We start from the raw sequence: 22,647 nt of genomic DNA on the forward strand, positions 1-22,647 counted from the left end.
AGCAGCGATTCCGCTGCTTTTTTATTGCTTGATACTTGAGTTGATGCTTTAGTAATCACTGAGTTATCGTGAACACTTCAACATTTTCTTCGTTATCTTCGTCTGTGTCACTTTGAATTGGCTGTGTACCACTATTCGGTAAGTCAACTTCAACGGGCTCTGTCTTTCCGTACTGGAACCCATTAATGACTTGCTTTACACCAGAGACGTTACGTGCGATTTCTATTGCTCTCTGACTCTGTGCTTCTGTTACATAGCCAAACAGAAAAACTTCACTATCTTCAGTAATCACTTTCACTTTAACAGCATTAAGCTGCTCATCAGTAAGCAGTGAGGATTTTACTTTCGTGGTGATCCAGCTGTCATTGCTGATTTGAGTTACTGTCAGCGGCTCTTTTTGCTTCATTTGGTTGTGAATCACTTTCACGCCGGTGACTGCACGAGTTCTTTTCTCAAGATCACTGATTAAGTCCTGAGTTGGAGCCTGACCCATCAGCACCACGGTACCATTGTATGAGCTGGCAAAAACACGAGCCTGGCCTTTGAATGGCTGTTTATTACCAATGGCGGCGACTTCAAACTCAATGTTGTTATCTTGCCAGATCTGTTTGGTAGTACGGGTGTCCGTGACGATATTGGCTGTCGTTGCGGCGCCAGCAATGAACAAACCCGCACAACCACTGAGATTAAACACGGTAAGTAAAAGGATGAGGCTACGTAGCATGATTCTGACTCTCAATCTGAGTTATTCTTCGTGAGCAGGGAAAAGTACTTGGTCTATAAGGTCACATAAGCAATGTAAGGTCACCATGTGAACCTCATGAATGCGTGCCGTACGATGAGACGGAATTCGAATCTCGACGTCATTTTCACCCAGTAACCCCGCCATTTCACCGCCGTCTTTGCCTGTCAGAGCAATAATGGTCATGTCGCGTGTTACCGCCGCTTCCATTGCTTTGATAATGTTCTTGCTATTACCGCTGGTCGACAGCGCCAGAAGAATATCACCCGGTTGGCCAAACGCTCGGACCTGCTTAGAGAAGATTTCCTGATAATGGTAGTCGTTAGCAACGGCTGTAAGGGTAGTATTATCAGCGGTCAGCGCCATCGCTGGCAGGCTTGGACGTTCTGTCTCAAAGCGATTTAAAAGGCAAGAGACAAACTGTTGTGAATTTGCGGCACTTCCACCGTTCCCACAACATAGGATTTTATTACCATTAAGCAAACTCGAAACCATGGCTTGAGCCGCATGAGTAATAGCGTCTGGCAGTGCTTCAGCAGCTGCAATTTGAATTTGAATACTTTCTGTAAAGCTGTCTTTAATGCTATCTAGCATCGCTTATCCTTCAGATATTGCGTTTTGTATCCAGTTAATATCTCGGCCACTGTCATGAATGGCGATAACATCGAACCGGTAATCGATTGTATGTATGGACTGTTTTTGGCGGCTTAGCCAAATGTTGGCGGTTTTTATCAGCTTACGCATTTTGGCGTGAGTGACCATTTCCGCTGCCGAGCCAAAACGATCGTTGTTGCGATATTTGACTTCGACGAAGACGATAGTTTCACCTTGTTGGAAGATTAAATCAATTTCGCCAACTTTTGTCAGAAAATTTTGCTCGACAAAGCGTAAACCCTGGCGAAGCAAGTATTGCTTGGCCAGGGTTTCATATTGATTACCTATCTGACGTTTACTGAAGAGCCCCACGCTCGGTCCAACTTAGCTCACGTTGTACAACACAGTTGTTGTCGAGGCTCAACACACCTGTCTGACCGCGTATCGATAGCCCCGGAACAAGCTTCATCTGAGGCAGTTCGCCAATCAACTTGTAGGCATCCATTCCGAGTGCTTTTAGGCGAACTTCCATATTGGATTGTTCTGCCCACAGCTCTTTCATTTCAGCTGCAACCGTCGGATCTGGGTCAATCAATAGCGGGATGTCGCTGTAAATAATGCCAGTCAAATCATCGTACGTTGCGCCACCGCTATTACTACGAGAGTTAGAGAAGATTTGTGGTGGCTTGGCGTCCGGGTTAATCGCGACTTCGATAAATGGTTTAATCAAAGTCAGCTCTGAACTTCTTGCTACAATGTAAACCGCATCTACGTCGCGGCGGCTACGTGGCTGAGTTTCAAGTTTAATTTTCATCAGCGATTGCATCTGAGCGATACGCTGTTTACTTTCCTGCAGGCCGAATACGTCATTGATGTCTTTTTGCAGCTGGCGTTTATCACCAAAGTAGCTGGTTGCGACTTTGTTTGAGCTGTATTTATTCCACTCTTCATTAAACGCTTCAACTACTCGCTCGCCGTAACTGCCTTTAGGCGCAAGAATTAGCGGGAAATTGTAGCCTTGATTGAACAGGTATTTAGCTGCTTGAGCCACTTCTTGCTCTGGAGAAAGTGCCAGATAGCAGATATTACTGCCCGGTTGGATTTCTTCAGGAATGTTCAAAGCTAGGGCTGGAATCGTCGGGCCAGCTGCAGAGCCATCCATTGAAGTTTGCAGTAGTTCCACATTTTCTTTTTGCAGAGGACCGACAACAAAATCAATATTCTCGTTGATTAGGCGCTGCTTGATTTGCTCGGGAGTGTACGCGTGCGTATCGATAACGGTTAAGCTTGTGCTCTCGTCACGATTCTCATCATTCATCATCGCAAACATGAAGCCTTCACGGATCAGCTGTGCTTGAGGCGCAAATTTCCCCGTCAGCGGCAGTAGTAACGCAGTATTATTTGGCTTAACAATGTTGAGAGACAGAATATTTTGAATTTCTTCAGGCGTGTAAACCGCAGCCGGGTGTGAAGGGTTTTCCGTTAACCAACGATCCAGAGTATTTCTTAGCTGAGAAAGGTTACCCGACATGGCTTTAGAGTAAATCGCCAGTTGCAACCAGCCACTCAAAACTTCTTCGTTTGGAGCGGTGCTTAGCGACGACAATTCTGCTTCTGAGTAACTACCGAAGTTCATCCAAATACGGCTGGAAATCTCACGTTGCTCAGGAGACGAAGAGTAATGACCTAGCATGACCAGTTCACGGTTTGCTTCAAATGACTGGTTCAGGCTTTGGTAAGCGTCTGCACGTAACGCGTAGTAATCCTTCCATTGGTCGTTTGGTAGTTTCCACCAAGGCTTAAAGTTCAGTAGTTGAAGTAACTGAGAGTAATTGCCTTGCTTTTGCTGTATGGTCGCTCGCGCCAGTTGCCACTCTGCCTGTTGCACTTCTGACAACTGTTGGCGAGAAAGTCGCGTGATCAGCAGGTCAGCCTGATCAAATTGGTTGGCTTGAATTGCGGCTTTGGCTGCCATGATCAACCAGTCGTTTTGCACGCTGCCTTCCGAACTGTCAGCTTGAATCATGTAGCTCTGCACTGACTGGGTAGGCTCCAGTGTGACATCTACACCATCAGGTTGTCTCGGACCTGAAGAACAGGCGGCGAGTGTAATTGCTAGTGCAACAGGAGTGAGTATGCGTGGTACACTGAGTCTCTTATGGTTAATCATTGCCGTGAGTTCTCTATAATTTTGTACAAAATTGTCTTTATATTAATCGTTGAAGTGATGGTAAACAAATGACAGATAAAAATAATTTGCCGAATGAGGGGCCAACTCTCTTTATCGTACCGACTCCAATCGGAAATTTAGCAGATATCACCCAACGTGCTATCGAAGTTCTGTCGAATGTGGACATCATTGCTGCTGAGGATACCCGACATACGGGTAAATTACTGTCTCACTTCAATATTCAAACCAAAACTTTTGCGTTGCATGATCACAACGAACAGCAAAAAGCACAGGTTTTGGTAGAAAAGCTACTTTCAGGCCAGTCCATCGCTCTGGTTTCTGACGCGGGTACACCTTTAATCAGCGATCCAGGATACCATCTGGTGACAAAATGTCGTCAAGCGGGCGTAAGAGTTGTGCCTCTTCCTGGTGCGTGCGCGGTTATTACGGCGTTAAGTGCTTCTGGTTTGCCGTCTGACCGCTTCAGTTTTGAAGGGTTTCTACCGCCTAAAAGCAAAGGACGTAAAGACAAGTTCTTAGAAATCGCATCGGTAGAACGCACCTGTATCTTTTATGAGTCGCCACATCGCATTTTAGACTCTCTACAAGATATGTTAGACGTTCTTGGCCCTGAACGAGAAGTAGTTTTGGCGCGAGAGTTGACCAAAACGTTTGAAACTATTCAAGGTATGCCGCTTGGAGAGTTAATCGAGTGGGTGAAAAGCGACGATAACCAACAGCGCGGAGAAATGGTGTTATTGATTCATGGCCATCGTGAAACTGCGGATGACTCTTTGCCTGATGACGCGTTGCGCACACTGGGTATTTTGACCAAAGAGTTGCCACTCAAAAAGGCGGCAGCGTTGGTGGCAGAAATCCATAACCTTAAAAAGAATGCTCTGTATAAGTGGGGTTTAGAAAATCTGGATTAGTCAGGCGACTTCTGTCTAAACAGGTTTACCTAGCAAAATGGATTAGGGCTGATGATTTTCATTAGCCCTTTTTTCTGCGGACCGACGTCATGCTGGGCGTTGTTAGAGCAAAAAAGCACCACTTGATGCATTCCTTACATCATATCTGTGATCTAACTAGACTCTGAAGTGAGAACTCTATACAATCCGCTCCGGAGCTGACTGGGTAGTCGCTGCTTTGTTGATGTCCTTCGGGAGACTGACGTTGAGGTCCTTCGGGAAACTGACGTTGACGTCCTTCGGGAGACTGACAAAGGGGAGGAAAGTCCGGGCTTCATAGAGCAAGGTGCCAGGTAACGCCTGGGGGGCGCAAGCCTACGACAAGTGCAGCAGAGAGAAGACCGCCGATGGCCCGTAAGGGATCAGGTAAGGGTGAAAGGGTGCGGTAAGAGCGCACCGGGCGACTAGTAATAGTTCGTAGCAGGGTAAACTCCACCTGAAGCAAGACCAAATAGGCCTCCACATTGCGTTGCTCGCGTAAGGAGGCGGGTAGGTTGCTCGAGCCAGTGAGTGATTGCTGGCCTAGACGAATGGCTACCGCCGCGCAAGCGGAACAGAACCCGGCTTATGTGTCGGCTCCAACTATTCGAGACCCATCATTACTTTATAGTAATGATGGGTTTTTTGCATTTTATTGACTCAGACTGCGTCATTACCAATAAACTTGGCGTTAAATCACGTCTAACTCTAGACTTGTGGTGGCGATGATGTGGGAAATCAGTACACTAGGAACTATTATTCACTCGCTGATTAAATCAGCATGAGAGAACAACACGCCCTAAAAATCGCTTCAAGATTATTCAACGAGAAAGCTATGACCGAAACCTTTCAACATATTTCCGTGTTATTAAATGAATCCATTGATGGCCTGGCTATCAAACCTGACGGTATCTATATCGATGGAACATTTGGCCGAGGCGGTCACAGCCGTACGATTTTATCTAAGCTAGGTGAAAACGGCCGACTTTACAGTATTGACCGCGACCCACAGGCAATCGCAGAAGCGGGTAAGATTGACGATCCTCGTTTTACCATTATTCATGGTCCATTCTCTGGCATGGCTGAATACGCACAAGACTACGATCTGGTTGGCAAAGTAGACGGTGTATTGCTAGATCTTGGCGTATCTTCTCCTCAACTAGATGACGCTGAGCGTGGTTTTAGCTTTATGAAAGATGGCCCACTGGACATGCGTATGGATCCAACCACGGGCATTCCGGTATCTCAGTGGCTAATGGAAGCGGATTTGGATGACATCACTTGGGTTATTCGCGAATTTGGTGAAGACAAACACGCCCGTCGTATTGCGCGCGCGATTGTGGAATACCGTGAAAACGAAGAAAACGAGCCAATGGTTCGTACAGGCCAGTTGGCGAAGCTAATTTCAGAAGCTGCGCCAAAAAGCTTTAAAGAGAAAAAACACCCTGCGACACGTGCATTTCAGGCATTCCGTATTTACATCAACAGTGAGTTAGAAGAGATCGATACCGCGCTAAAAGGGGCGGCAAGTATTCTTGCTCCACAAGGGCGTCTGTCTGTAATCAGCTTCCATTCATTGGAAGACCGCATGGTTAAGCGCTTTATTCGCAAAGAGAGCAAAGGGCCGGAAGTCCCGCATGGTATTCCACTAACCGAAGCTCAAATCAAAGAGCTGGGCAGTGCGAACATGAAACCCATTGGCAAAGCGATTAAGCCAAGTAAACAAGAAATTGACATAAACCCTCGTTCACGCAGTTCAGTGTTAAGAATTGCTGAAAAGCTTTAATTATTATGACGAAATCCACTCCTAACCTTGCTAAGTTGATTGCCACGGACTTATTCACAGTTGGTCGTTGGCCATTATTGTTGTTGCTTCTTATTCTGGCATCAGCAATGGGAGTGGTGTTTGCTACCCACCATGCGCGTCAAGCGATCACCGAAAAAGACCATACTCTGGTTGAGCGAGAGCGACTAGACAGCGAATGGCGCAACCTGATGTTGGAAGAAACCGCCCTGGCAGAACACAGTCGAGTTCAAGACCTTGCAAAAAAGGAGCTTGAAATGAAACGACCTGATGGCGATAAAGAAGTGGTTATCACACTAAAATGATTAGAAAGAAAACCAGTACCAAACAAGGAAATAAGCGGAAGGTTCCCGCAAAAACAAAAGCTGCAGTCGATGAGAAGAAAATCGAAAAAAAAGCGGCAAAAGTCGAGGTAGAAGAGTCATTTTTGATTCGTTGGCGTTTCCATCTGTTACTGTTTTTCGTCTTTTGTGCGTTTGCACTCCTCATTGGGCGTGTGGCGTACATTCAAATCATCGAGCCTGATAACCTGATCAAGCAAGGTGACCTTCGTTCTGTTCGAGTTAAGTCGATTCCTTCTGCACGAGGCATTATCTCTGATAGAAACGGAGAGCCTCTTGCCGTCAGTGTACCTGTTGAAGCGGTTTGGGCCGATCCGGCGACCATCTTTAAAGAAAATGCTCTGAGTCAGACTCAAAGTTGGTACGCGCTGGCGGACGTTCTTGGCGTTGAGCGCCAAGGTCTTATTGACAAGATCAAGCGCAATGAAAAGCGTCGTTTCATTTACCTGCAGCGTCAGGTAAGTCCCGCCATGGCGAATTACATCCGTGAGTTGAAACTACCGGGCGTAGGGCTTAAATCTGAGTCGCGTCGTTATTATCCGGCAGGTGAGGTTAGTGCTCACTTAGTGGGAGTAACGGGTATCGATGGCCATGGTTTAGAAGGCGTAGAGCGCAGCTATGATGAATGGCTGACTGGCCAAGAAGGTAAAAAAACTATCCGTAAAGACCGTTATGGTCGAGTGGTAGAGAATATAGCCTGGCAGGACAAGCAAGAAGGCAAGTCGTTGCAACTGACGATTGACCAGCGTTTACAAGCCATTGCTTATCGTGCCATTAAACAGTCCGTGGCGGACCACCGCGCAACCTCTGGCTCTGTTGTGATGTTGGACGTAAAAACGGGGGCGGTACTGGCGATGGTTAATGCACCATCGTACAACCCGAATAATCGTAGTGATTGGCAAAGTTACAAAATGCGGAACCGCGTGATTACCGACTCGATGGAGCCGGGCTCGACCATTAAGCCGTTTGTGATTCTGGCTGCGTTAGAAAATGGCATCGCAGATACTGATACCATCGTTGATACAGGGAACGGTGTGCTTCGATTAGGCGGAAGCCGGGTAAAAGATGTCTCTCCCGTAGGTAAAGCTAGCCTGGAGATGATCCTGAAAAAATCCAGTAACGTCGGTGTGACTAAACTGGCGATGCAAATGCCTGTTGAAGCGCTACTGGGCTTATACAGTTCGGTCGGTTTTGGTGAGCTTTCTGGCTTGAATCTGGTGGGTGAAGTGACAGGTATTTTCCCTAGTCGTTCGCGTTGGTCACCAATTGAAAGAGCGACCATTTCTTTCGGGTATGGTCTTTCCATTACACCAATTCAGCTTGCTCACGCGTACGCGACGCTGGGTAATCTTGGTAAATACGAGCCGATACATATTATAAAAAGTAACGACAACAATATGTCTCGCCAGGTCGTTAGCCCTGAGCATGCGCGTCAGGTACTTAATATGCTGGAAACGGTAACTCAGCAAGGTGGTTCCGCTCGCCGTGCGGCCGTGCCGGGCTATCGAATCGGGGCAAAAACGGGTACTTCTCGTAAAGCTTCTGCGGGTGGATATAGTGATGAGTACATTACTTACACCGCAGGTCTCGCCCCCGTTAGTGACCCTAAAATCGCACTCGTTGTGATCGTCAATGAGCCGCAAGGTGATGATTACTACGGTGGTTCTGTGGCATCTCCGGTCTTTTCTGAAATTATGAAAGGGGCGCTACAGATCCTGAACGTGGCACCAGATGAAAATAAATTCCAGCAGTAAGCAAAGTTAGCTTACTGCCAAATAACTTGAGTAAACCTGAGCCAAAGCTCGGAGAACAAATATGACTAAAGCCATCAGTATGGACGCATTGCTGTCCTCTTGGGTTGATTGCCCAAGTTTAGCGTCCGTTCTTGTCTCTGAACTGGAACTCGACAGCCGAAGAGTTCAACCCGGTACCACTTTTGTTGCGATTGTCGGGCACGTCGTGGATGGAAGGAAGTTTATTCCGGCGGCAATTCAGCAAGGTGCGAATGCAGTTATTGCACAAGCCTGTGAGAACAAAACGCATGGCACCATAGAGTGGGTTGATGACATTCCGGTTATTTATTTGAGTGCTTTGGATAAGTGTCTGTCTGAAATGGCAGGTCAACTTTATCGCTATCCAACAATGGATCTTATTGGTGTTACAGGAACCAATGGCAAGACCACCATCACACAACTGATTGCGCAGTGGATTGAACTCATCGGTTCGAAAGCGGCCGTGATGGGGACGACAGGAAATGGTTTCTTAGATAATTTGCAAGCAGCAGCGAACACCACCGGCAACGCGGTGGAAATTCAACATACGCTTGCGTCATTAGCTGAGCAGGGCGCGAAGTACACGGCGCTGGAAGTTTCTTCTCATGGCTTAGTGCAAGGACGAGTGAAAGCTCTGTCATTTTCGGCTGGCGTGTTTACCAATCTGAGCCGTGATCACCTCGACTATCATGGCACGATGGAAGATTACGCGAGCGCTAAATTTAGCCTCTTTACCCAGCACCAGTGTGAAAAAGCCATCATTAACGTTGATGATGAAGTCGGTGCAGCGTGGGCTAAAGATCTTCCAAATCCGATTGCAGTTTCTTTAGTGCCGACAACTGAGTTTACAAACGCATTATGGGCCAGCAACGTCACGTATGCAGAATCTGGTATTACTATCGATTTTGACGGTATGTTTGGCAGCGGCACCTTATACGCACCTTTGATTGGGGAGTTCAACGCGGCTAACTTGATGTTAGCGTTTGCGACTTTGCTAAGCTTAGGTTTTGACAAACAAGCGCTTTTGGCGACGGCGAATCAATTGCAGCCGGTATTAGGCCGAATGGAACTGTTCCAGACAGATAACCGAGCCAAAGTTGTGGTTGATTACGCGCACACCCCGGATGCATTAGAAAAAGCGTTGCAGGCGCTGCGTGTGCATTGTGACGGTCAGCTCTGGGCGATCGTCGGATGTGGCGGAGATCGTGATCCAGGTAAACGTCCAATGATGGCTGAAATTGCAGAGCGTTTGGGTGATAAGGTTGTGTTAACTGACGATAACCCGCGCAGCGAAAGCCCTGAACTCATCATTAAAGATATGCTGGCTGGATTATCGAAACCAGACGAGGCGATTGTTCAGCATGACCGCTTCAAGGCTTTGTCATATGCGCTCGACAATGCCTCAGCCCAAGACATTATCTTGTTGGCAGGTAAAGGCCACGAAGACTATCAAATTCGTAATGGCGAGACGATCCATTATTCGGATAGAGAATCTGCAATGCAGCTATTAGGACTGTCATCATGATTAAAGTAACTTTATCTCAACTTGCAGAAATTACGCATGGTGAATTAGTCGGTGAAGACATCACTATTGCGGCGGTTTCAACCGATACGAGAACAATCGAGAGTGGTTCCCTGTTTGTTGCATTAGTGGGTGAACGATTTGATGCGCATGATTTCTGCCAGCAAGCAGTTGACGCTGGAGCAGGTGCTCTGCTGGTGCAAAAACGTCTCGATGTGAGTGTCCCACAAGTGGTGGTCACTGACAGCAAAATTGCTTTGGGTGAAATCGCAGCCTGGGTTCACCAATCTTGCCAAACTCCAACGGTAGCTATTACGGGTAGCTGCGGTAAAACCACAGTAAAAGAAATGGTGGCGAGCATTCTTCAGTTGAAAGGTCAGGTGTTGTTTACGGCTGGTAACTTCAACAACGATATCGGTGTGCCATTAACGCTCTTACGTTCGCAAGCCGACGATGACTATGCCGTCATTGAGCTGGGCGCTAACCATATCGGTGAAATTGCCTATACCACTCAATTAGTGAAACCGGATATCGCGCTGGTCAACAATGTTGCAGCGGCACACCTTGAAGGATTTGGTTCCATTGAAGGCGTTAAGCAAGCGAAAGGTGAAATCTACCAAGGCTTATCAGCTGGCGGAGTCGCAATTGTTAACCTGGATAGTCAGGGTGATGCGTTATGGCAATCAGTCCTTGCCGATAAGAAGGTGATCACTTTTTCGCAAAGTAACACTCAAGCTGATTTCTATGCTTCCGATATAGTAATGAATGAAGAAGGTAAAGCCAGCTTCACTCTGCACCTAGCCGAAGATGGACAAGAAATTGAACTATCGCTCGGTATTATTGGTCAACACAATGTTGCGAATGCGATTGCGGCTGCAATTATTACTCTACAAATGGGAGCATCGATTGAAGAAATTCAATCTGGCCTGCTGAATCTTAATAAGGTAAAAGGCCGAGTAGACGTTGAGCAACTGAGTCAATCTGTCAAGCTGATTGATGACAGCTATAATGCCAGTGTTCCCGCGATGAAAGCCGCAGTGGACTTATTGGCTGCTTTCAAGGGACAACGTTGGTTGATTTTAGGCAATATGGCTGAATTGGGCGAGGAAAGTCTTGCACTTCATCGTCAAGTCGGGGAACATGCTGCCCCACAAAAATTTGAACACGTTCTCACGTATGGGGCGGACGCAAAGGTAATCAGTGACCTGTGCGACGGCACCCACTTTGAGACACATCAAGATATGATTGACTACATCAAGCAGCATCTAGACCAAACCGTTTCTGACAACCACACTATGTTGGTTAAAGGAGCGAACGGTGCTCGTATGTTTGAAGTCGCTGCTGCTTTGAAGGAGTATTTTTAATGATTATCTGGCTTGCCGAGCTGCTACAGCCATATTTTTCTTTTTTTCGCTTGTTTGAATACCTGTCTTTTCGAGCAATATTAAGTGTATTAACTGCCTTAGGCCTGTCACTTTGGATGGGACCTATCATGATCAAGCGTTTGCAAATGCTGCAAATCGGTCAGGTAGTACGTAACGAAGGCCCTGAATCCCACTTTAGTAAACGTGGTACGCCGACCATGGGCGGTATCATGATTTTGGCTGCAATTTCTATCACCATTCTGCTTTGGGCCGATTTATCAAACCCTTATGTCTGGGCGGTACTTGCAGTCCTACTCGGCTATGGTGCTGTCGGATTTGTCGACGATTATCGCAAGGTAGTGCGTAAGAATACCGATGGTTTGATCGCGCGCTGGAAATACTTTTGGCAGTCGTTAATTGCATTTGTGGTGGCGTTCGCGCTTTACGCTTACGGCAAAGATACTGCTGCAACTCAACTTGTGGTGCCATTCTTTAAAGATGTCATGCCGCAAATGGGCATGTTATACATTATCTTCACTTATTTTGTGATTGTCGGTACGAGTAACGCGGTAAACCTGACTGATGGTCTGGATGGCTTGGCGATTATGCCAACGGTTCTGGTAGCTGCAGGCTTTGCAGTTATTTCTTGGGCGACAGGTAACGTTAACTTCTCTGAATACCTGCATATCCCTTACCTTCCTCACGCTTCTGAACTTGTAGTCGTCTGTACGGCGATTGTTGGTGCTGGTCTTGGCTTTTTGTGGTTCAACACTTACCCAGCGCAAGTATTCATGGGCGATGTAGGCTCACTTGCTTTGGGCGGTGCGCTAGGTACCATCGCAGTATTGGTTCGTCAGGAATTTGTACTGGTTATCATGGGTGGTGTATTTGTGATGGAAACCCTGTCGGTTATTCTTCAGGTGGGTTCTTACAAACTACGTGGTCAGCGTATTTTCCGCATGGCACCTATCCATCACCACTATGAACTTAAAGGTTGGCCAGAGCCTCGTGTTATCGTGCGTTTCTGGATTATTTCTATTGTTCTTGTTCTGATTGGTCTAGCTACACTGAAGGTGCGTTAATCGCGCCTTCTCAGACAAGAGTTACAGTGTGAACAAATATGGAACGTTGGCAAAACATACATAGTGTTGTCGTCGTAGGGCTCGGTATTACCGGGCTCTCTGTCGTTAAACACCTAAGAAAATATCAACCACAGCTGGTGGTTAAAGTCATTGATACTCGAGCTAATCCTCCGGGGGCTGAACGCCTTCCTGAAGGGGTTGAACTGCACAGCGGTGGCTGGAATGCCGCGTGGCTTGCAGAGGCTGACTTGGTGGTGACGAACCCTGGTATCGCACTTGCGACGCCTGAAATTCAGTCTGTACTAGGCCAGGGAACCCCCGTTGTCGGTGATATTGAACTGTTTGCCTGGGCAGTCACTAAGCCCGTCGTTGCAATTACCGGCTCAAACGGTAAAAGCACGGTAACAGATTTGACTGGCGTAATGGCAAAAGCCGCTGGGTTAAGCGTTGGTGTTGGCGGAAATATTGGCGTTCCTGCACTCGATCTACTTGATCAAGAAGCAGACTTGTATGTGCTTGAACTTTCTAGCTTCCAGCTGGAAACCACGTCTAGCCTCAAGTTAAAAGCGGCAGCGTTTCTGAATCTTTCTGAAGATCATATGGATCGCTATGAAAGCATGGCCGACTACCGATCAGCAAAATTGCGTATTTTTAATCATGCTGAGCTTGCGGTAGTGAATCGAGATGATCAGGAGACCTTCCCAGATCATGACATGCCTGGGGTTACCTTTGGTTGCGATGAGCAAGCATTTGGTTTAGAAACCGATGGTGAGAAAACCTGGTTACTTGATCACGGCCAGCGCGTGATTGCCAGTGATGAACTCAAGCTTGTCGGTAAGCACAATTTAGCGAACGTACTGGTTGTATTAGCACTGCTTAAGGCTGCGGGTGTTGATTGTCACAACACATTGAATACACTAAAAAATTACACCGGACTGACACACCGTTGCCAGGTTGTTGAAGATAATCAAGGTGTTAAATGGGTCAATGATTCCAAGGCAACCAATATTGCGAGCACTATGGCGGCACTATCGGGGTTGGAGCTGACTGGCAAGTTGTATCTACTGGTTGGTGGTGTTGGTAAAGGCGCAGATTTCACTCCATTAGAACCGATTTTCGCGACGCTCAATTTACAGTTGTGCTGCTTTGGAAAAGATGGTGATGAGTTTTTACCATTGCATCCATCTGCGACTCGTTTCGATACGATGGAAGATGTGATTCAGCAAATATCTTCACAGTTAAAAGCGGGTGATATGGTGATGCTCTCTCCTGCATGTGCTAGCTTTGATCAATTCGACAACTTTATGGCAAGAGGTGATGTATTCGCCGCGCTTGCTAAAAAATACGCATAACAATTGAAGGTCACTCGTTTCGTGAGTTTAGGTAACGTTAAACACAACATCAGTAATTGGCTCAGGCAGCCTGCACCAGAGGCTCTGTTTGATCGCCAATTGGTGTGGATTGCGTTGGGGTTGATGTTGACGGGATTGATCATGGTAACGTCGGCCTCTTTTCCTATAAGCTCACGCCTGACTGATCAGCCTTTTCATTTTATGTTCCGTCACGCCACTTTTCTTGTGCTTGCGTTGATCACATCAGCGGTGATTCTCCAAGTTCCTTTGGAAGAGTGGTTCAAGCGCAGTCACTATTTGCTTTGGCTCTCTTTTACGTTGCTTATCATCGTGTTGCTAGCGGGTAAGTCTGTAAATGGTGCCTCTCGATGGATCCCTCTGGGGCTGTTTAACCTGCAGCCTGCCGAGGTCGCGAAGCTGGCCCTGTTTATCTTTATGTCTGGCTATTTAGTCCGAAAGCAAGACGAAGTGCGTCAAACCTTCTTTGGCGGCTTTATGAAGCCAATCATGGTGTTTGCATTTTTTGCCGTACTATTGTTGGGACAGCCAGACTTGGGAACGGTTGTGGTAATGCTTGTGACCTTATTCGGCATGCTGTTTATTGCGGGCGCAAAGTTAACCCAGTTTCTTGCACTGATGGTCGCTGGTATCGGCGCCGTCGTCGGTTTGATTCTGGTCGAGCCTTACCGTATGCGACGCGTAACGTCATTTCTCGATCCTTGGGAAGACCCGTTCGGCAGTGGCTATCAGCTGACTCAATCTTTGATGGCGTTTGGTCGTGGTGAATGGTTTGGCCAAGGGCTGGGTAACTCTATTCAGAAACTCGAATACTTACCAGAAGCGCACACTGATTTCGTGTTTGCCGTTTTGGCCGAGGAACTTGGTTTTGTCGGCGTCGTGCTGGTGCTGATGTTGATATTTAGTCTGGTACTGAAAGCCGTTTACATTGGTAAGCGTGCTTTTGAAGACGGCGAAATCTTTGGTGGCTACCTCGCGTTCGGTATTGGCATTTGGTTCGCGTTCCAGACACTGGTTAACGTCGGCGCTGCCGCAGGTATCGTACCAACCAAAGGTTTGACCCTTCCGCTAATCAGTTATGGTGGTTCCAGTCTGATTATTATGTCCGTTGCAGTATCCATATTGCTGCGTATCGATCACGAATGCCGCTTGAAACGCGAGCAACAACAATCAGAACAACAAACTAATGAAGAAAACTAAACGTTTGATGGTGATGGCTGGTGGTACTGGCGGTCACGTATTTCCGGGGCTTGCCGTTGCTAAGCAATTGCAGGAACAAGGTTGGGAGATTCGCTGGTTAGGTACGGCGGATCGAATGGAAGCGGATTTGGTACCTAAGCATGGTATTGAAATCGACTTCATCAAAGTGAAAGGTTTGCGTGGTCAGGGCGTTAAGCGTCTTCTGGCTGCGCCATTCCAAATTATCAATGCCATTATGCAAGCGCGTACTCACATGAAACAGTGGAAGCCGGATGCGGTTTTGGGCATGGGTGGTTACGTGAGTGGACCTGGTGGCGTTGCGGCTTGGTTAAGTGGTATTCCGGTTGTGCTGCATGAACAAAATGCCGTTGCAGGTTTGACTAATCAATGGCTGTCTAAGATCGCTAAAAAAGTATTTCAGGCTTTTCCTGGTGCTTTCCCCAAGGCTGAGGTTGTCGGTAATCCTGTACGTGAAGATGTGACTCAACTGGCTGAACCAGCACTTCGTATGCAAGGCCGCCAAGGACCGATTCGGATTTTGGTAATGGGTGGTAGCCAAGGCGCTCGTATTCTTAACCAAACGTTACCTGAGGTTATGGCTAACTTAGGTGAACACTACTGTATTCGTCATCAAGCGGGTAAAGGATCAGCACAAGAGGTGCAAGCCGCCTATCAGAAACACAATGTGGTTAATGCCGAAGTGACCGAATTTATTGATGATGTGGCGGAAGCGTATGCATGGGCTGACCTGTTAGTGTGTCGCTCAGGCGCTTTGACGGTATCTGAAGTTTCTGCTGCTGGTGTCGGTGCTATTTTCGTACCGTTTATGCACAAAGACCGCCAACAGGCACTCAATGCGGATCACTTAGTCGAATGCGGAGCGGCGAAAATGATTGAACAACCAGTGTTTACGGTTGAATCACTCACTGAGCAAATCCAGCAGTTAGATCGCAAAACTTTACTAGAGATGGCTCAACATGCACGTGGCGCCGCTAAACTGGACGCCGACAAGACTGTCGCACAAGCCATCGTCGCTTTGACTGAAAAGCGTTAATGAATTATCGAGAATAGAAACAGATGACTATTGAACATACACAAGACTTAGCTCAGATTCGCGCCATGGTTCCAGAAATGCGTCGCGTGAAATCAATCCACTTCATCGGTATTGGTGGTGCGGGGATGAGCGGCATTGCTGAGGTGCTCCTAAACGAAGGTTATCAAATTACCGGTTCTGATCTTGCAAAGAATGCGGTAACTGAACGATTAGCCGCTAAAGGCGCAACCATCTATATCGGGCATCAGGCAAGCAATGTTGAGCAAGCAAGTGTGGTTGTTGTTTCTACAGCTATCAACGAAGAAAACCCAGAAGTGATGGCGGCTCGTGAGCTACGTATTCCTATTGTTCGTCGCGCAGAGATGCTGGCCGAGTTGATGCGTTTTCGTCATGGCATTGCTGTGGCTGGTACGCATGGCAAAACAACAACCACGGCACTTGTGACGCAAATTTATTCAGAAGCGGGTCTTGATCCAACGTTTGTTAACGGTGGCTTGGTAAAAAGTGCAGGTACTAACGCACGTCTTGGCTCTAGCCGTATTCTTATTGCAGAAGCGGATGAAAGCGATGCGTCATTCCTGCACCTTCAGCCAATGGTGAGTATTGTTACCAACATCGAAGCCGATCATATGGATACTTATGGTGGTGACTTTGAAACCCTGAAGCAAACCTTCATCGACTTTCTGCATAATCTTCCATTTTATGGTCAAGCGATTGTTTGTATTGATGATCCTGTCGTTCGCGAGTTAATTCCGCGTATTAGCCGTCAGGTGATTACCTATGGTTTCTCTGAAGACGCGGACGTACGTATCGAGAATTACCGCCAAGAAGGCCAGCAAGGTAAATTTACGGTGGTTCGTAAAGGCAGAGCTGATCTTAATATCACTCTTAATATTCCGGGTCGTCATAATGCACTCAACGCATCAGCTGCAATCGCAGTTGCAACTGAAGATGACATTGAAGATGACGCGATCCTGAAAGCAATGGCGGGAACGCAAGGTACGGGACGTCGCTTTGATCACCTTGGTGAATTTGATACGGGCAACGGCCATGCGATGCTGGTGGACGATTACGGTCACCACCCAACGGAAGTCGGCGTAACGATTAATGCAGCGCGCAGTGGTTGGCAAGACAAGCGCTTGGTAATGATTTTCCAACCGCACCGTTACAGCCGAACCCGTGATTTGTATGATGATTTTGCTAACGTACTTGAGCAGGTCGACGTGCTGATTATGTTGGATGTTTATTCTGCAGGTGAAAAGCCTATTGCAGGCGCAGATGGACGCGCATTATGCCGCACAATTCGCAGTAGAGGTAAGCTAGATCCAATTTTTGTTCCAGAAATCGAGCAATTACCGTCAGTTTTGGCTAACGTTATACAAGACGGAGACCTAATTTTAACTCAGGGTGCTGGTGATGTTGGTAAAGTAGCTAAACAGCTGGCAGCTCTTGAGCTAAATGTTAATAAAATGATGGGATAAGCTGAAATTCGTTGTGAGCTTTAAGATAAAGACCTAGATCTCGATTTTGCGCCAACAACGTTGTGATTTATTGTTATCAGTGTTTGATAGTTTATTAGAGCTCAGTATAATCTCAAGGTTAAAGTCATTGCTTTTGTTAGTGTGTTATTAACATGAGCAAGGTAGACGACAAAGGTCAGGAAACGAAGACGTTGTTGAATATTGCACTAAATGAAGAGCGACTGAACACAGATAATAATCGTGGTCGCAAAAATAAAATCTTAGGTGCGCTATTTTTTGTCGTAGTTTTGACTTTAATTAGTTCTGTTTTGTACTCGGCGATCAGTTGGATGTGGGATGACCAAAGACTTCCTCTATCCAAAATAGTGCTCCAAGGAGAGTTGGAGTATATCAAAGCTGATGATGTTCAAACTGCATTCAGCAGAATTGACCACATTGGTACGTTTATGTCACAAGACATCGATGTATTACAGCAAAGTGTTGAAGCCTTGCCATGGGTTGCTCATGCAGCAATTCGAAAGCAATGGCCAGATACAGTAAAAGTTTTTTTGACAGAGCATCATCCTGAAGCCATTTGGAATGGCAACGAGTTGTTGGATAAAAACGGCTTGGTATTCGACGGGGATGTTGGTCTGGTAAAGGAAGATAAAGTTAAGCTGTATGGACCTAAAGATAGCGGCCCTGAGGTTTTACAAACCTACCGTGATTTGAGTCCTAAGTTTCAGCAACTAGGTTTAGCGATATCGTCTCTGGTATTAAATGAGCGACGAGCTTGGCAAATCATCCTTGAAAACGGTATTCGATTAGAGCTCGGTAAAGAGTCTCTTCTTGAGCGTATAGAGCGTTTTTTCTCACTCTATAACAAGCTTGGTAGTGACACGCAAAGAATCAGTTATATCGATCTCAGGTACGATACAGGAGCTGCAGTCGGTTGGTTTCCTGAAGAAGAGTTAGAAGAGAGTACAGATGACTAAGGCCGCAGACGACAACATTATTGTTGGTCTTGATATAGGCACTGCAACCGTATCAGCTCTAGTGGGCGAAATTTTACCAGATGGCCAAATTAATATAATTGGTGCGGGTAGTAGCCCTTCGCGCGGCATGGACAAAGGTGGCGTGAATGACTTGGAGTCGGTTGTAAAATCAGTACAACGCGCAATTGATCAAGCTGAGTTAATGGCCGAGTGCCAAATCAGCCGAGTATTCATTTCGTTGTCTGGTAAGCATATCGCAAGCCGAATCGAAAAAGGTATGGGTACGATATCTGATGAGGAAGTTTCTCAAGAGGATATGGACAGAGCTATCCATACCGCAAAATCAATTAAAATCGGTGATGAACAGCGAATCCTTCATGTGATTCCACAAGAGTTTACCATCGACTACCAGGAAGGGATTAAAAACCCGCTTGGTCTCTCTGGGGTAAGAATGGAAGTAAGTGTCCATCTTATCACCTGCCATAATGACATGGCGCGCAATATCATTAAGGCGGTAGAACGTTGCGGCCTTAAGGTAGAGCAACTTGTATTTTCTGGGCTTGCTGCAAGTAATGCAGTAATTACCGAGGATGAAAGAGAGCTTGGAGTTTGTGTGGTCGATATTGGCGCAGGCACGATGGATGTTGCAATCTGGACGGGTGGTGCGCTACGTCACACAGAAGTATTTTCGTACGCGGGAAATGCGGTAACAAGCGATATTGCTTTTGCTTTTGGTACGCCAGTAAGCGATGCTGAAGAAATAAAAGTAAAATATGGCTGTGCTTTAAGTGAACTGGTCAGTAAGGATGACACGGTTAACGTTCCAAGCGTAGGTGGGCGACCTTCACGTAGTCTGCAACGTCAAACATTGTCAGAAGTGATAGAGCCACGCTACTCTGAGCTTATGGGACTGGTTAACCAAACGATCGATACCGTTCAGGCAAAATTACGCGCAGAGGGCATTAAGCACCATCTGGCAGCCGGTGTAGTACTGACTGGCGGCGCTGCGCAAATGGACGGGGTCGTCGAATGTGCGGAACGCGTATTCCGCAACCAAGTAAGGGTCGGCAAACCGCTCGAAGTCAGCGGCTTAACTGACTATGTAAAAGAGCCGTACCATTCTACGGCAGTTGGATTACTTCATTACGCAAGAGACATGCAGTCCAGCGACGATAGCGATTACAATGAACCTAAACGCTCATCTGTTACTGGCTTTTTCGGTAAATTGCGTAACTGGATACAAAAAGAGTTTTAACCTGAGTTGCAGGATAAACGGAGACAACACATGTTTGAACCGATGATGGAAATGTCTGACGATGCAGTAATCAAGGTCGTTGGAGTTGGTGGCGGCGGTGGTAACGCTGTTGAACACATGGTGCGTGAATCCATCGAAGGTGTGGAATTCATCAGCGTTAACACTGATGCGCAAGCACTTCGTAAGACAAGCGTTGGCAATGTTATTCAGATTGGTGGTGATATCACCAAAGGTCTGGGTGCAGGTGCGAATCCACAGGTCGGCCGTGAGGCAGCTCTCGAAGATAGAGACAGAATTAAAGATTCCATAACTGGTGCCGATATGGTTTTTATCGCAGCAGGTATGGGTGGTGGTACAGGTACTGGTGCAGCTCCTGTTATCGCTGAAGTAGCCAAAGAGCTAGGCATTCTTACTGTTGCAGTGGTAACTAAACCATTCAGCTTTGAAGGTAAGAAGCGTTTGGCGTTTGCTGAACAAGGTATCGATGAGCTTTCTAAACACGTTGACTCATTGATTACGATTCCAAACGAAAAGCTACTTAAAGTTCTTGGTCGTGGCGTGACGTTGCTAGAAGCGTTTGCAAGTGCGAATGATGTTCTTAAAAATGCAGTACAAGGTATTGCGGAACTAATTACTCGTCCGGGTATGATCAACGTCGACTTTGCTGACGTACGTACTGTTATGTCTGAAATGGGCCACGCAATGATGGGTAGCGGTATCGCGAAAGGCGAAGACCGCGCTGAAGAAGCGGCTGAAATGGCAATTTCTAGTCCACTTCTGGAAGACATCGATCTAGCTGGTGCACGTGGTGTTCTTGTTAACATTACTGCTGGCTTGGATATGCGTCTTGACGAGTTTGAGACAGTGGGTAATACAGTTAAGGCATTTGCTTCTGATAATGCAACTGTAGTTATCGGTACTTCTCTAGACCCAGATATGACGGATGAAATCCGCGTAACTGTTGTAGCGACAGGTATTGGTAACGAGAGAAAACCAGATATCACCCTTGTTGCTGGTGGTAAAGCGAAAGTAGCACCAACTACACAAGCTCAGCCACAACAACAAGCAATGGCAACTCAAGCTGAAGAGAAGCCGGCACAAACTCTGCAACCTCAAGTGCAAGAGAAGCCACAGGTAACTCCTCAGCCGACAAATACAGCGTCTTCTGCTCCTGCTTCGTCGAGCCAAAGCTCCGCGGCACCAAAGCAAGAGAAAGAGAGCGGTTATTTAGATATTCCGGCATTCTTGCGTCGCCAGGCTGATTAATCTTTAACCCATAAATTTGACATGGTTCAAAATTATGGTAGCATTCACGGTCGACGTTACAGACGACCGTGTTTTGTAGCACACTTTAGAGAGGCAAGCAGATGATCAGACAACGTACTCTGAAAGAAATAGTGAAAACAACTGGTGTGGGTCTCCACTCTGGTCGTAAAGTCACGCTTACTCTGCGCCCGGCTGCTGCAAATACAGGTATCATTTACCGTCGTACAGATGTAAATCCACCTGTAGATTTTCCAGCTGATCCTGCGTCTGTGCGTGACACTATGCTATGTACTGCATTAGTTAACGACGAAGGCGTGCGTATTTCAACAGTTGAGCACTTGAATGCTGCGCTCGCTGGTATGGGTATCGACAACATTGTTGTTGAAGTAGACGCTCCTGAAATTCCAATTATGGATGGTAGCGCAAGCCCATTTGTATACTTGCTTCAACAAGCAGGTATCGAAATGCAAAATGCTCCCAAGCGTTTTATCCGCATTAAAAAACCAGTTCGTTTCGAAGATGGCGATAAGTGGGCAGAGTTTGTTCCATTTAACGGCTTCCGTATGGACTTCGAGATTGAATTTAACCACCCTGCAATTGAGTCTGACGAGCAGCGCCTGTTGTTTGACTTCTCATCTAAAGGGTTTGTTCGCGAGATTTCTCGTGCACGTACGTTTGGTTTTATGCGTGATATTGAATATCTACAGTCTCAGAACTTAGTTTTGGGTGGTAGCTTTGATAACGCTATCGTACTGGATGATTACCGAATTCTTAATGAAGAAGGTCTGCGTTTTGATAATGAGTTCGTTACTCATAAAGTATTGGACGCAATTGGTGACCTTTACATGTGTGGACACCCAATTATTGGTGAGTTCCGTGCATTCAAATCAGGTCACGGTCTAAACAACCAACTTCTACGTGCTGTTCTGGCTGATCAGGAAGCATGGGAATGGACTACATTCGAAGAAGAAGCGGGTTCTCCAGTCGCATTTGCAGAGCCAAATATGGTATTAGCATAAGCTTAAACTGAATTTAAAAAAACCAGGTCTCGACCTGGTTTTTTTCTATCCAAAATTCAATCTTTTCAGCGCATTATTACTTTGACTTATCAGCCATGTCAGCCAGCCTTTTCAGGCGCTCTTGAATTTTAGGTGGCGCCATATCCGCAATAATCATTAATGATTTGGCCGCTGACTCAGTTAACGGCGGTCGCTTGGGTCTATCGTCTTGCTCGTACCGGTTGCGATAAAGGGATGGATTAATTCGGACATCCACGCTGATCAACTTTGCATAGCCTTGAGTTCGTAGTTTATTGAGGATCATTAGGCGATCGTAGTCGATCTTCATCTTGATGGCAGCGCTAGACACATCGATCAATAGATGACCGTTACGGACATTAGCAACTCGGCAATGATCAGCCGTGCCTTTAGGCAAGATATCCTGTAAGGCTTTGTTGAGCTGCAAGATTTCTCCAGCATGCTCTTGAATCTTCTTAAACTGAGATTCAGCAATAACATCCTCTGTTGAGGTTGGTCGATGATCACGCATAGGTAAAATCTAATTTTGTGGATATACCGCTATTCTAGAGCAGCTTTCTATCTAGGTATAGTTTACATTAGCGTCTTTATTACAATTGATTTGGACGCCGCATAATGAAAGCAAATTGATAGATTTGGAGACTTACAAATAAAAATTTGGCTAATCTA

Annotated in this window: 20 protein-coding genes and 1 other RNA gene; 16 read left to right on the forward strand and 5 right to left on the reverse strand. The window is 46.5% G+C overall.

Annotated elements, in window-relative coordinates:
• Positions 1 to 55: 55 nt before the first annotated feature.
• From VER99_RS02060 to VER99_RS02075, 4 genes are read right to left on the reverse strand one after another with little or no spacing between them, the layout of a single operon-like run.
• Positions 56 to 724, reverse strand: a complete 669-nt coding sequence (locus tag VER99_RS02060) for a BON domain-containing protein (protein ID WP_020335878.1) — start codon at positions 722 to 724, stop codon at positions 56 to 58.
• A gap of 21 nt (positions 725 to 745) precedes the next feature.
• Positions 746 to 1,336, reverse strand: a complete 591-nt coding sequence (locus VER99_RS02065) for a phosphoheptose isomerase (RefSeq protein WP_014230789.1) — start codon at positions 1,334 to 1,336, stop codon at positions 746 to 748.
• A 3-nt stretch (positions 1,337 to 1,339) separates the two neighbouring features.
• Positions 1,340 to 1,708 (reverse strand): YraN family protein, encoded by a 369-nt coding sequence (locus tag VER99_RS02070; RefSeq protein WP_020335879.1) that lies wholly within the window; start codon positions 1,706 to 1,708, stop codon positions 1,340 to 1,342.
• Positions 1,692 to 3,506, reverse strand: a complete 1,815-nt coding sequence (locus VER99_RS02075; RefSeq protein WP_020335880.1) for a penicillin-binding protein activator — start codon at positions 3,504 to 3,506, stop codon at positions 1,692 to 1,694. The genes VER99_RS02070 and VER99_RS02075 overlap by 17 nt, the downstream gene beginning before the upstream one ends.
• Positions 3,507 to 3,574: 68 nt before the next feature.
• Here VER99_RS02075 and rsmI point away from each other — a divergent pair, with 68 nt between their 5' ends.
• The 16 genes from rsmI to lpxC all read left to right on the forward strand — a co-directional run bounded on the left by rsmI (position 3,575) and on the right by lpxC (position 21,960).
• On the forward strand, positions 3,575 to 4,438 hold the full coding sequence (gene rsmI / locus VER99_RS02080) for a 16S rRNA (cytidine(1402)-2'-O)-methyltransferase (protein WP_020335881.1): 864 nt from the start codon (positions 3,575 to 3,577) through the stop codon (positions 4,436 to 4,438).
• A 193-nt stretch (positions 4,439 to 4,631) separates the two neighbouring features.
• Positions 4,632 to 5,061, forward strand: an RNA gene (gene rnpB, locus VER99_RS02085) — RNase P RNA component class A.
• A gap of 230 nt (positions 5,062 to 5,291) precedes the next feature.
• Positions 5,292 to 6,242, forward strand: coding sequence for a 16S rRNA (cytosine(1402)-N(4))-methyltransferase RsmH (gene rsmH, locus VER99_RS02090; RefSeq protein ID WP_014230794.1), 951 nt, complete (start codon positions 5,292 to 5,294; stop codon positions 6,240 to 6,242).
• A 5-nt stretch (positions 6,243 to 6,247) separates the two neighbouring features.
• On the forward strand, positions 6,248 to 6,565 hold the full coding sequence (gene ftsL / locus VER99_RS02095; protein ID WP_020335883.1) for a cell division protein FtsL: 318 nt from the start codon (positions 6,248 to 6,250) through the stop codon (positions 6,563 to 6,565).
• On the forward strand, positions 6,562 to 8,355 hold the full coding sequence (locus VER99_RS02100; RefSeq protein WP_020335884.1) for a peptidoglycan glycosyltransferase FtsI: 1,794 nt from the start codon (positions 6,562 to 6,564) through the stop codon (positions 8,353 to 8,355). The genes ftsL and VER99_RS02100 overlap by 4 nt, the downstream gene beginning before the upstream one ends.
• Before the next feature lie 61 nt (positions 8,356 to 8,416).
• A complete protein-coding gene (murE, locus tag VER99_RS02105) occupies positions 8,417 to 9,898 on the forward strand; it encodes a UDP-N-acetylmuramoyl-L-alanyl-D-glutamate--2,6-diaminopimelate ligase (RefSeq protein ID WP_020335885.1) in 1,482 nt (493 codons plus the stop codon).
• Positions 9,895 to 11,259: a UDP-N-acetylmuramoyl-tripeptide--D-alanyl-D-alanine ligase gene (locus VER99_RS02110; protein WP_020335886.1), complete on the forward strand. Its 1,365-nt coding sequence runs from the start codon at positions 9,895 to 9,897 to the stop codon at positions 11,257 to 11,259. Before murE ends, VER99_RS02110 begins: the two co-directional genes overlap by 4 nt.
• Positions 11,259 to 12,341 (forward strand): phospho-N-acetylmuramoyl-pentapeptide-transferase, encoded by a 1,083-nt coding sequence (mraY, locus tag VER99_RS02115; protein WP_014230799.1) that lies wholly within the window; start codon positions 11,259 to 11,261, stop codon positions 12,339 to 12,341. The genes VER99_RS02110 and mraY overlap by 1 nt, the downstream gene beginning before the upstream one ends.
• Before the next feature lie 38 nt (positions 12,342 to 12,379).
• A complete protein-coding gene (murD, locus tag VER99_RS02120) occupies positions 12,380 to 13,693 on the forward strand; it encodes a UDP-N-acetylmuramoyl-L-alanine--D-glutamate ligase (RefSeq protein WP_020335888.1) in 1,314 nt (437 codons plus the stop codon).
• Positions 13,694 to 13,714: 21 nt separating this feature from the next.
• Positions 13,715 to 14,911 (forward strand): cell division protein FtsW, encoded by a 1,197-nt coding sequence (gene ftsW, locus VER99_RS02125; protein WP_014230801.1) that lies wholly within the window; start codon positions 13,715 to 13,717, stop codon positions 14,909 to 14,911.
• Complete coding sequence (murG, locus tag VER99_RS02130) at positions 14,898 to 15,965, forward strand: undecaprenyldiphospho-muramoylpentapeptide beta-N-acetylglucosaminyltransferase (protein WP_020335890.1); 1,068 nt, start codon at positions 14,898 to 14,900, stop codon at positions 15,963 to 15,965. The genes ftsW and murG overlap by 14 nt, the downstream gene beginning before the upstream one ends.
• A gap of 23 nt (positions 15,966 to 15,988) precedes the next feature.
• The gene (murC, locus tag VER99_RS02135) at positions 15,989 to 17,446 is read left to right on the forward strand and encodes a UDP-N-acetylmuramate--L-alanine ligase (protein WP_020335891.1); all 1,458 of its coding nucleotides are present in this window, start codon (positions 15,989 to 15,991) and stop codon (positions 17,444 to 17,446) included.
• 191 nt (positions 17,447 to 17,637) lie between these two features.
• Positions 17,638 to 18,420, forward strand: a complete 783-nt coding sequence (locus tag VER99_RS02140) for a cell division protein FtsQ/DivIB (protein WP_024372778.1) — start codon at positions 17,638 to 17,640, stop codon at positions 18,418 to 18,420.
• Positions 18,413 to 19,675 (forward strand): cell division protein FtsA, encoded by a 1,263-nt coding sequence (gene ftsA, locus VER99_RS02145; RefSeq protein WP_014230805.1) that lies wholly within the window; start codon positions 18,413 to 18,415, stop codon positions 19,673 to 19,675. Before VER99_RS02140 ends, ftsA begins: the two co-directional genes overlap by 8 nt.
• A gap of 30 nt (positions 19,676 to 19,705) precedes the next feature.
• Positions 19,706 to 20,941: a cell division protein FtsZ gene (gene ftsZ / locus VER99_RS02150; RefSeq protein WP_020335892.1), complete on the forward strand. Its 1,236-nt coding sequence runs from the start codon at positions 19,706 to 19,708 to the stop codon at positions 20,939 to 20,941.
• Between the two features lie 101 nt (positions 20,942 to 21,042).
• Positions 21,043 to 21,960 (forward strand): UDP-3-O-acyl-N-acetylglucosamine deacetylase, encoded by a 918-nt coding sequence (gene lpxC / locus VER99_RS02155; protein ID WP_014230807.1) that lies wholly within the window; start codon positions 21,043 to 21,045, stop codon positions 21,958 to 21,960.
• A gap of 76 nt (positions 21,961 to 22,036) precedes the next feature.
• Here the strand turns inward: lpxC and VER99_RS02160 are convergent, their stop codons facing one another.
• Positions 22,037 to 22,489, reverse strand: coding sequence for a DUF721 domain-containing protein (locus tag VER99_RS02160; protein WP_014230808.1), 453 nt, complete (start codon positions 22,487 to 22,489; stop codon positions 22,037 to 22,039).
• Positions 22,490 to 22,647 lie beyond the last annotated feature (158 nt).

The sequence above is a fragment of the Vibrio natriegens NBRC 15636 = ATCC 14048 = DSM 759 genome, from assembly GCF_035621455.1.
GTDB classification, from domain to species: domain Bacteria; phylum Pseudomonadota; class Gammaproteobacteria; order Enterobacterales; family Vibrionaceae; genus Vibrio; species Vibrio natriegens.

What these genes read in the sequence shown, in the direction of transcription:
- VER99_RS02060 (WP_020335878.1), bottom strand. Translation starts at nt 724, where the DNA reads ATGCTACGTAGCCTCATCCTTTTACTTACCGTGTTTAATCTCAGTGGT.
- VER99_RS02065 (WP_014230789.1), bottom strand. Translation starts at nt 1,336, where the DNA reads ATGCTAGATAGCATTAAAGACAGCTTTACAGAAAGTATTCAAATTCAA.
- VER99_RS02075 (WP_020335880.1), bottom strand. Translation starts at nt 3,506, where the DNA reads ATGATTAACCATAAGAGACTCAGTGTACCACGCATACTCACTCCTGTT.
- rsmI (WP_020335881.1), top strand. Translation starts at nt 3,575, where the DNA reads ATGACAGATAAAAATAATTTGCCGAATGAGGGGCCAACTCTCTTTATC.
- rsmH (WP_014230794.1), top strand. Translation starts at nt 5,292, where the DNA reads ATGACCGAAACCTTTCAACATATTTCCGTGTTATTAAATGAATCCATT.
- ftsL (WP_020335883.1), top strand. Translation starts at nt 6,248, where the DNA reads ATGACGAAATCCACTCCTAACCTTGCTAAGTTGATTGCCACGGACTTA.
- VER99_RS02100 (WP_020335884.1), top strand. Translation starts at nt 6,562, where the DNA reads ATGATTAGAAAGAAAACCAGTACCAAACAAGGAAATAAGCGGAAGGTT.
- murE (WP_020335885.1), top strand. Translation starts at nt 8,417, where the DNA reads ATGACTAAAGCCATCAGTATGGACGCATTGCTGTCCTCTTGGGTTGAT.
- VER99_RS02110 (WP_020335886.1), top strand. Translation starts at nt 9,895, where the DNA reads ATGATTAAAGTAACTTTATCTCAACTTGCAGAAATTACGCATGGTGAA.
- mraY (WP_014230799.1), top strand. Translation starts at nt 11,259, where the DNA reads ATGATTATCTGGCTTGCCGAGCTGCTACAGCCATATTTTTCTTTTTTT.
- murD (WP_020335888.1), top strand. Translation starts at nt 12,380, where the DNA reads ATGGAACGTTGGCAAAACATACATAGTGTTGTCGTCGTAGGGCTCGGT.
- murG (WP_020335890.1), top strand. Translation starts at nt 14,898, where the DNA reads ATGAAGAAAACTAAACGTTTGATGGTGATGGCTGGTGGTACTGGCGGT.
- murC (WP_020335891.1), top strand. Translation starts at nt 15,989, where the DNA reads ATGACTATTGAACATACACAAGACTTAGCTCAGATTCGCGCCATGGTT.
- ftsA (WP_014230805.1), top strand. Translation starts at nt 18,413, where the DNA reads ATGACTAAGGCCGCAGACGACAACATTATTGTTGGTCTTGATATAGGC.
- ftsZ (WP_020335892.1), top strand. Translation starts at nt 19,706, where the DNA reads ATGTTTGAACCGATGATGGAAATGTCTGACGATGCAGTAATCAAGGTC.
- lpxC (WP_014230807.1), top strand. Translation starts at nt 21,043, where the DNA reads ATGATCAGACAACGTACTCTGAAAGAAATAGTGAAAACAACTGGTGTG.
- VER99_RS02160 (WP_014230808.1), bottom strand. Translation starts at nt 22,489, where the DNA reads ATGCGTGATCATCGACCAACCTCAACAGAGGATGTTATTGCTGAATCT.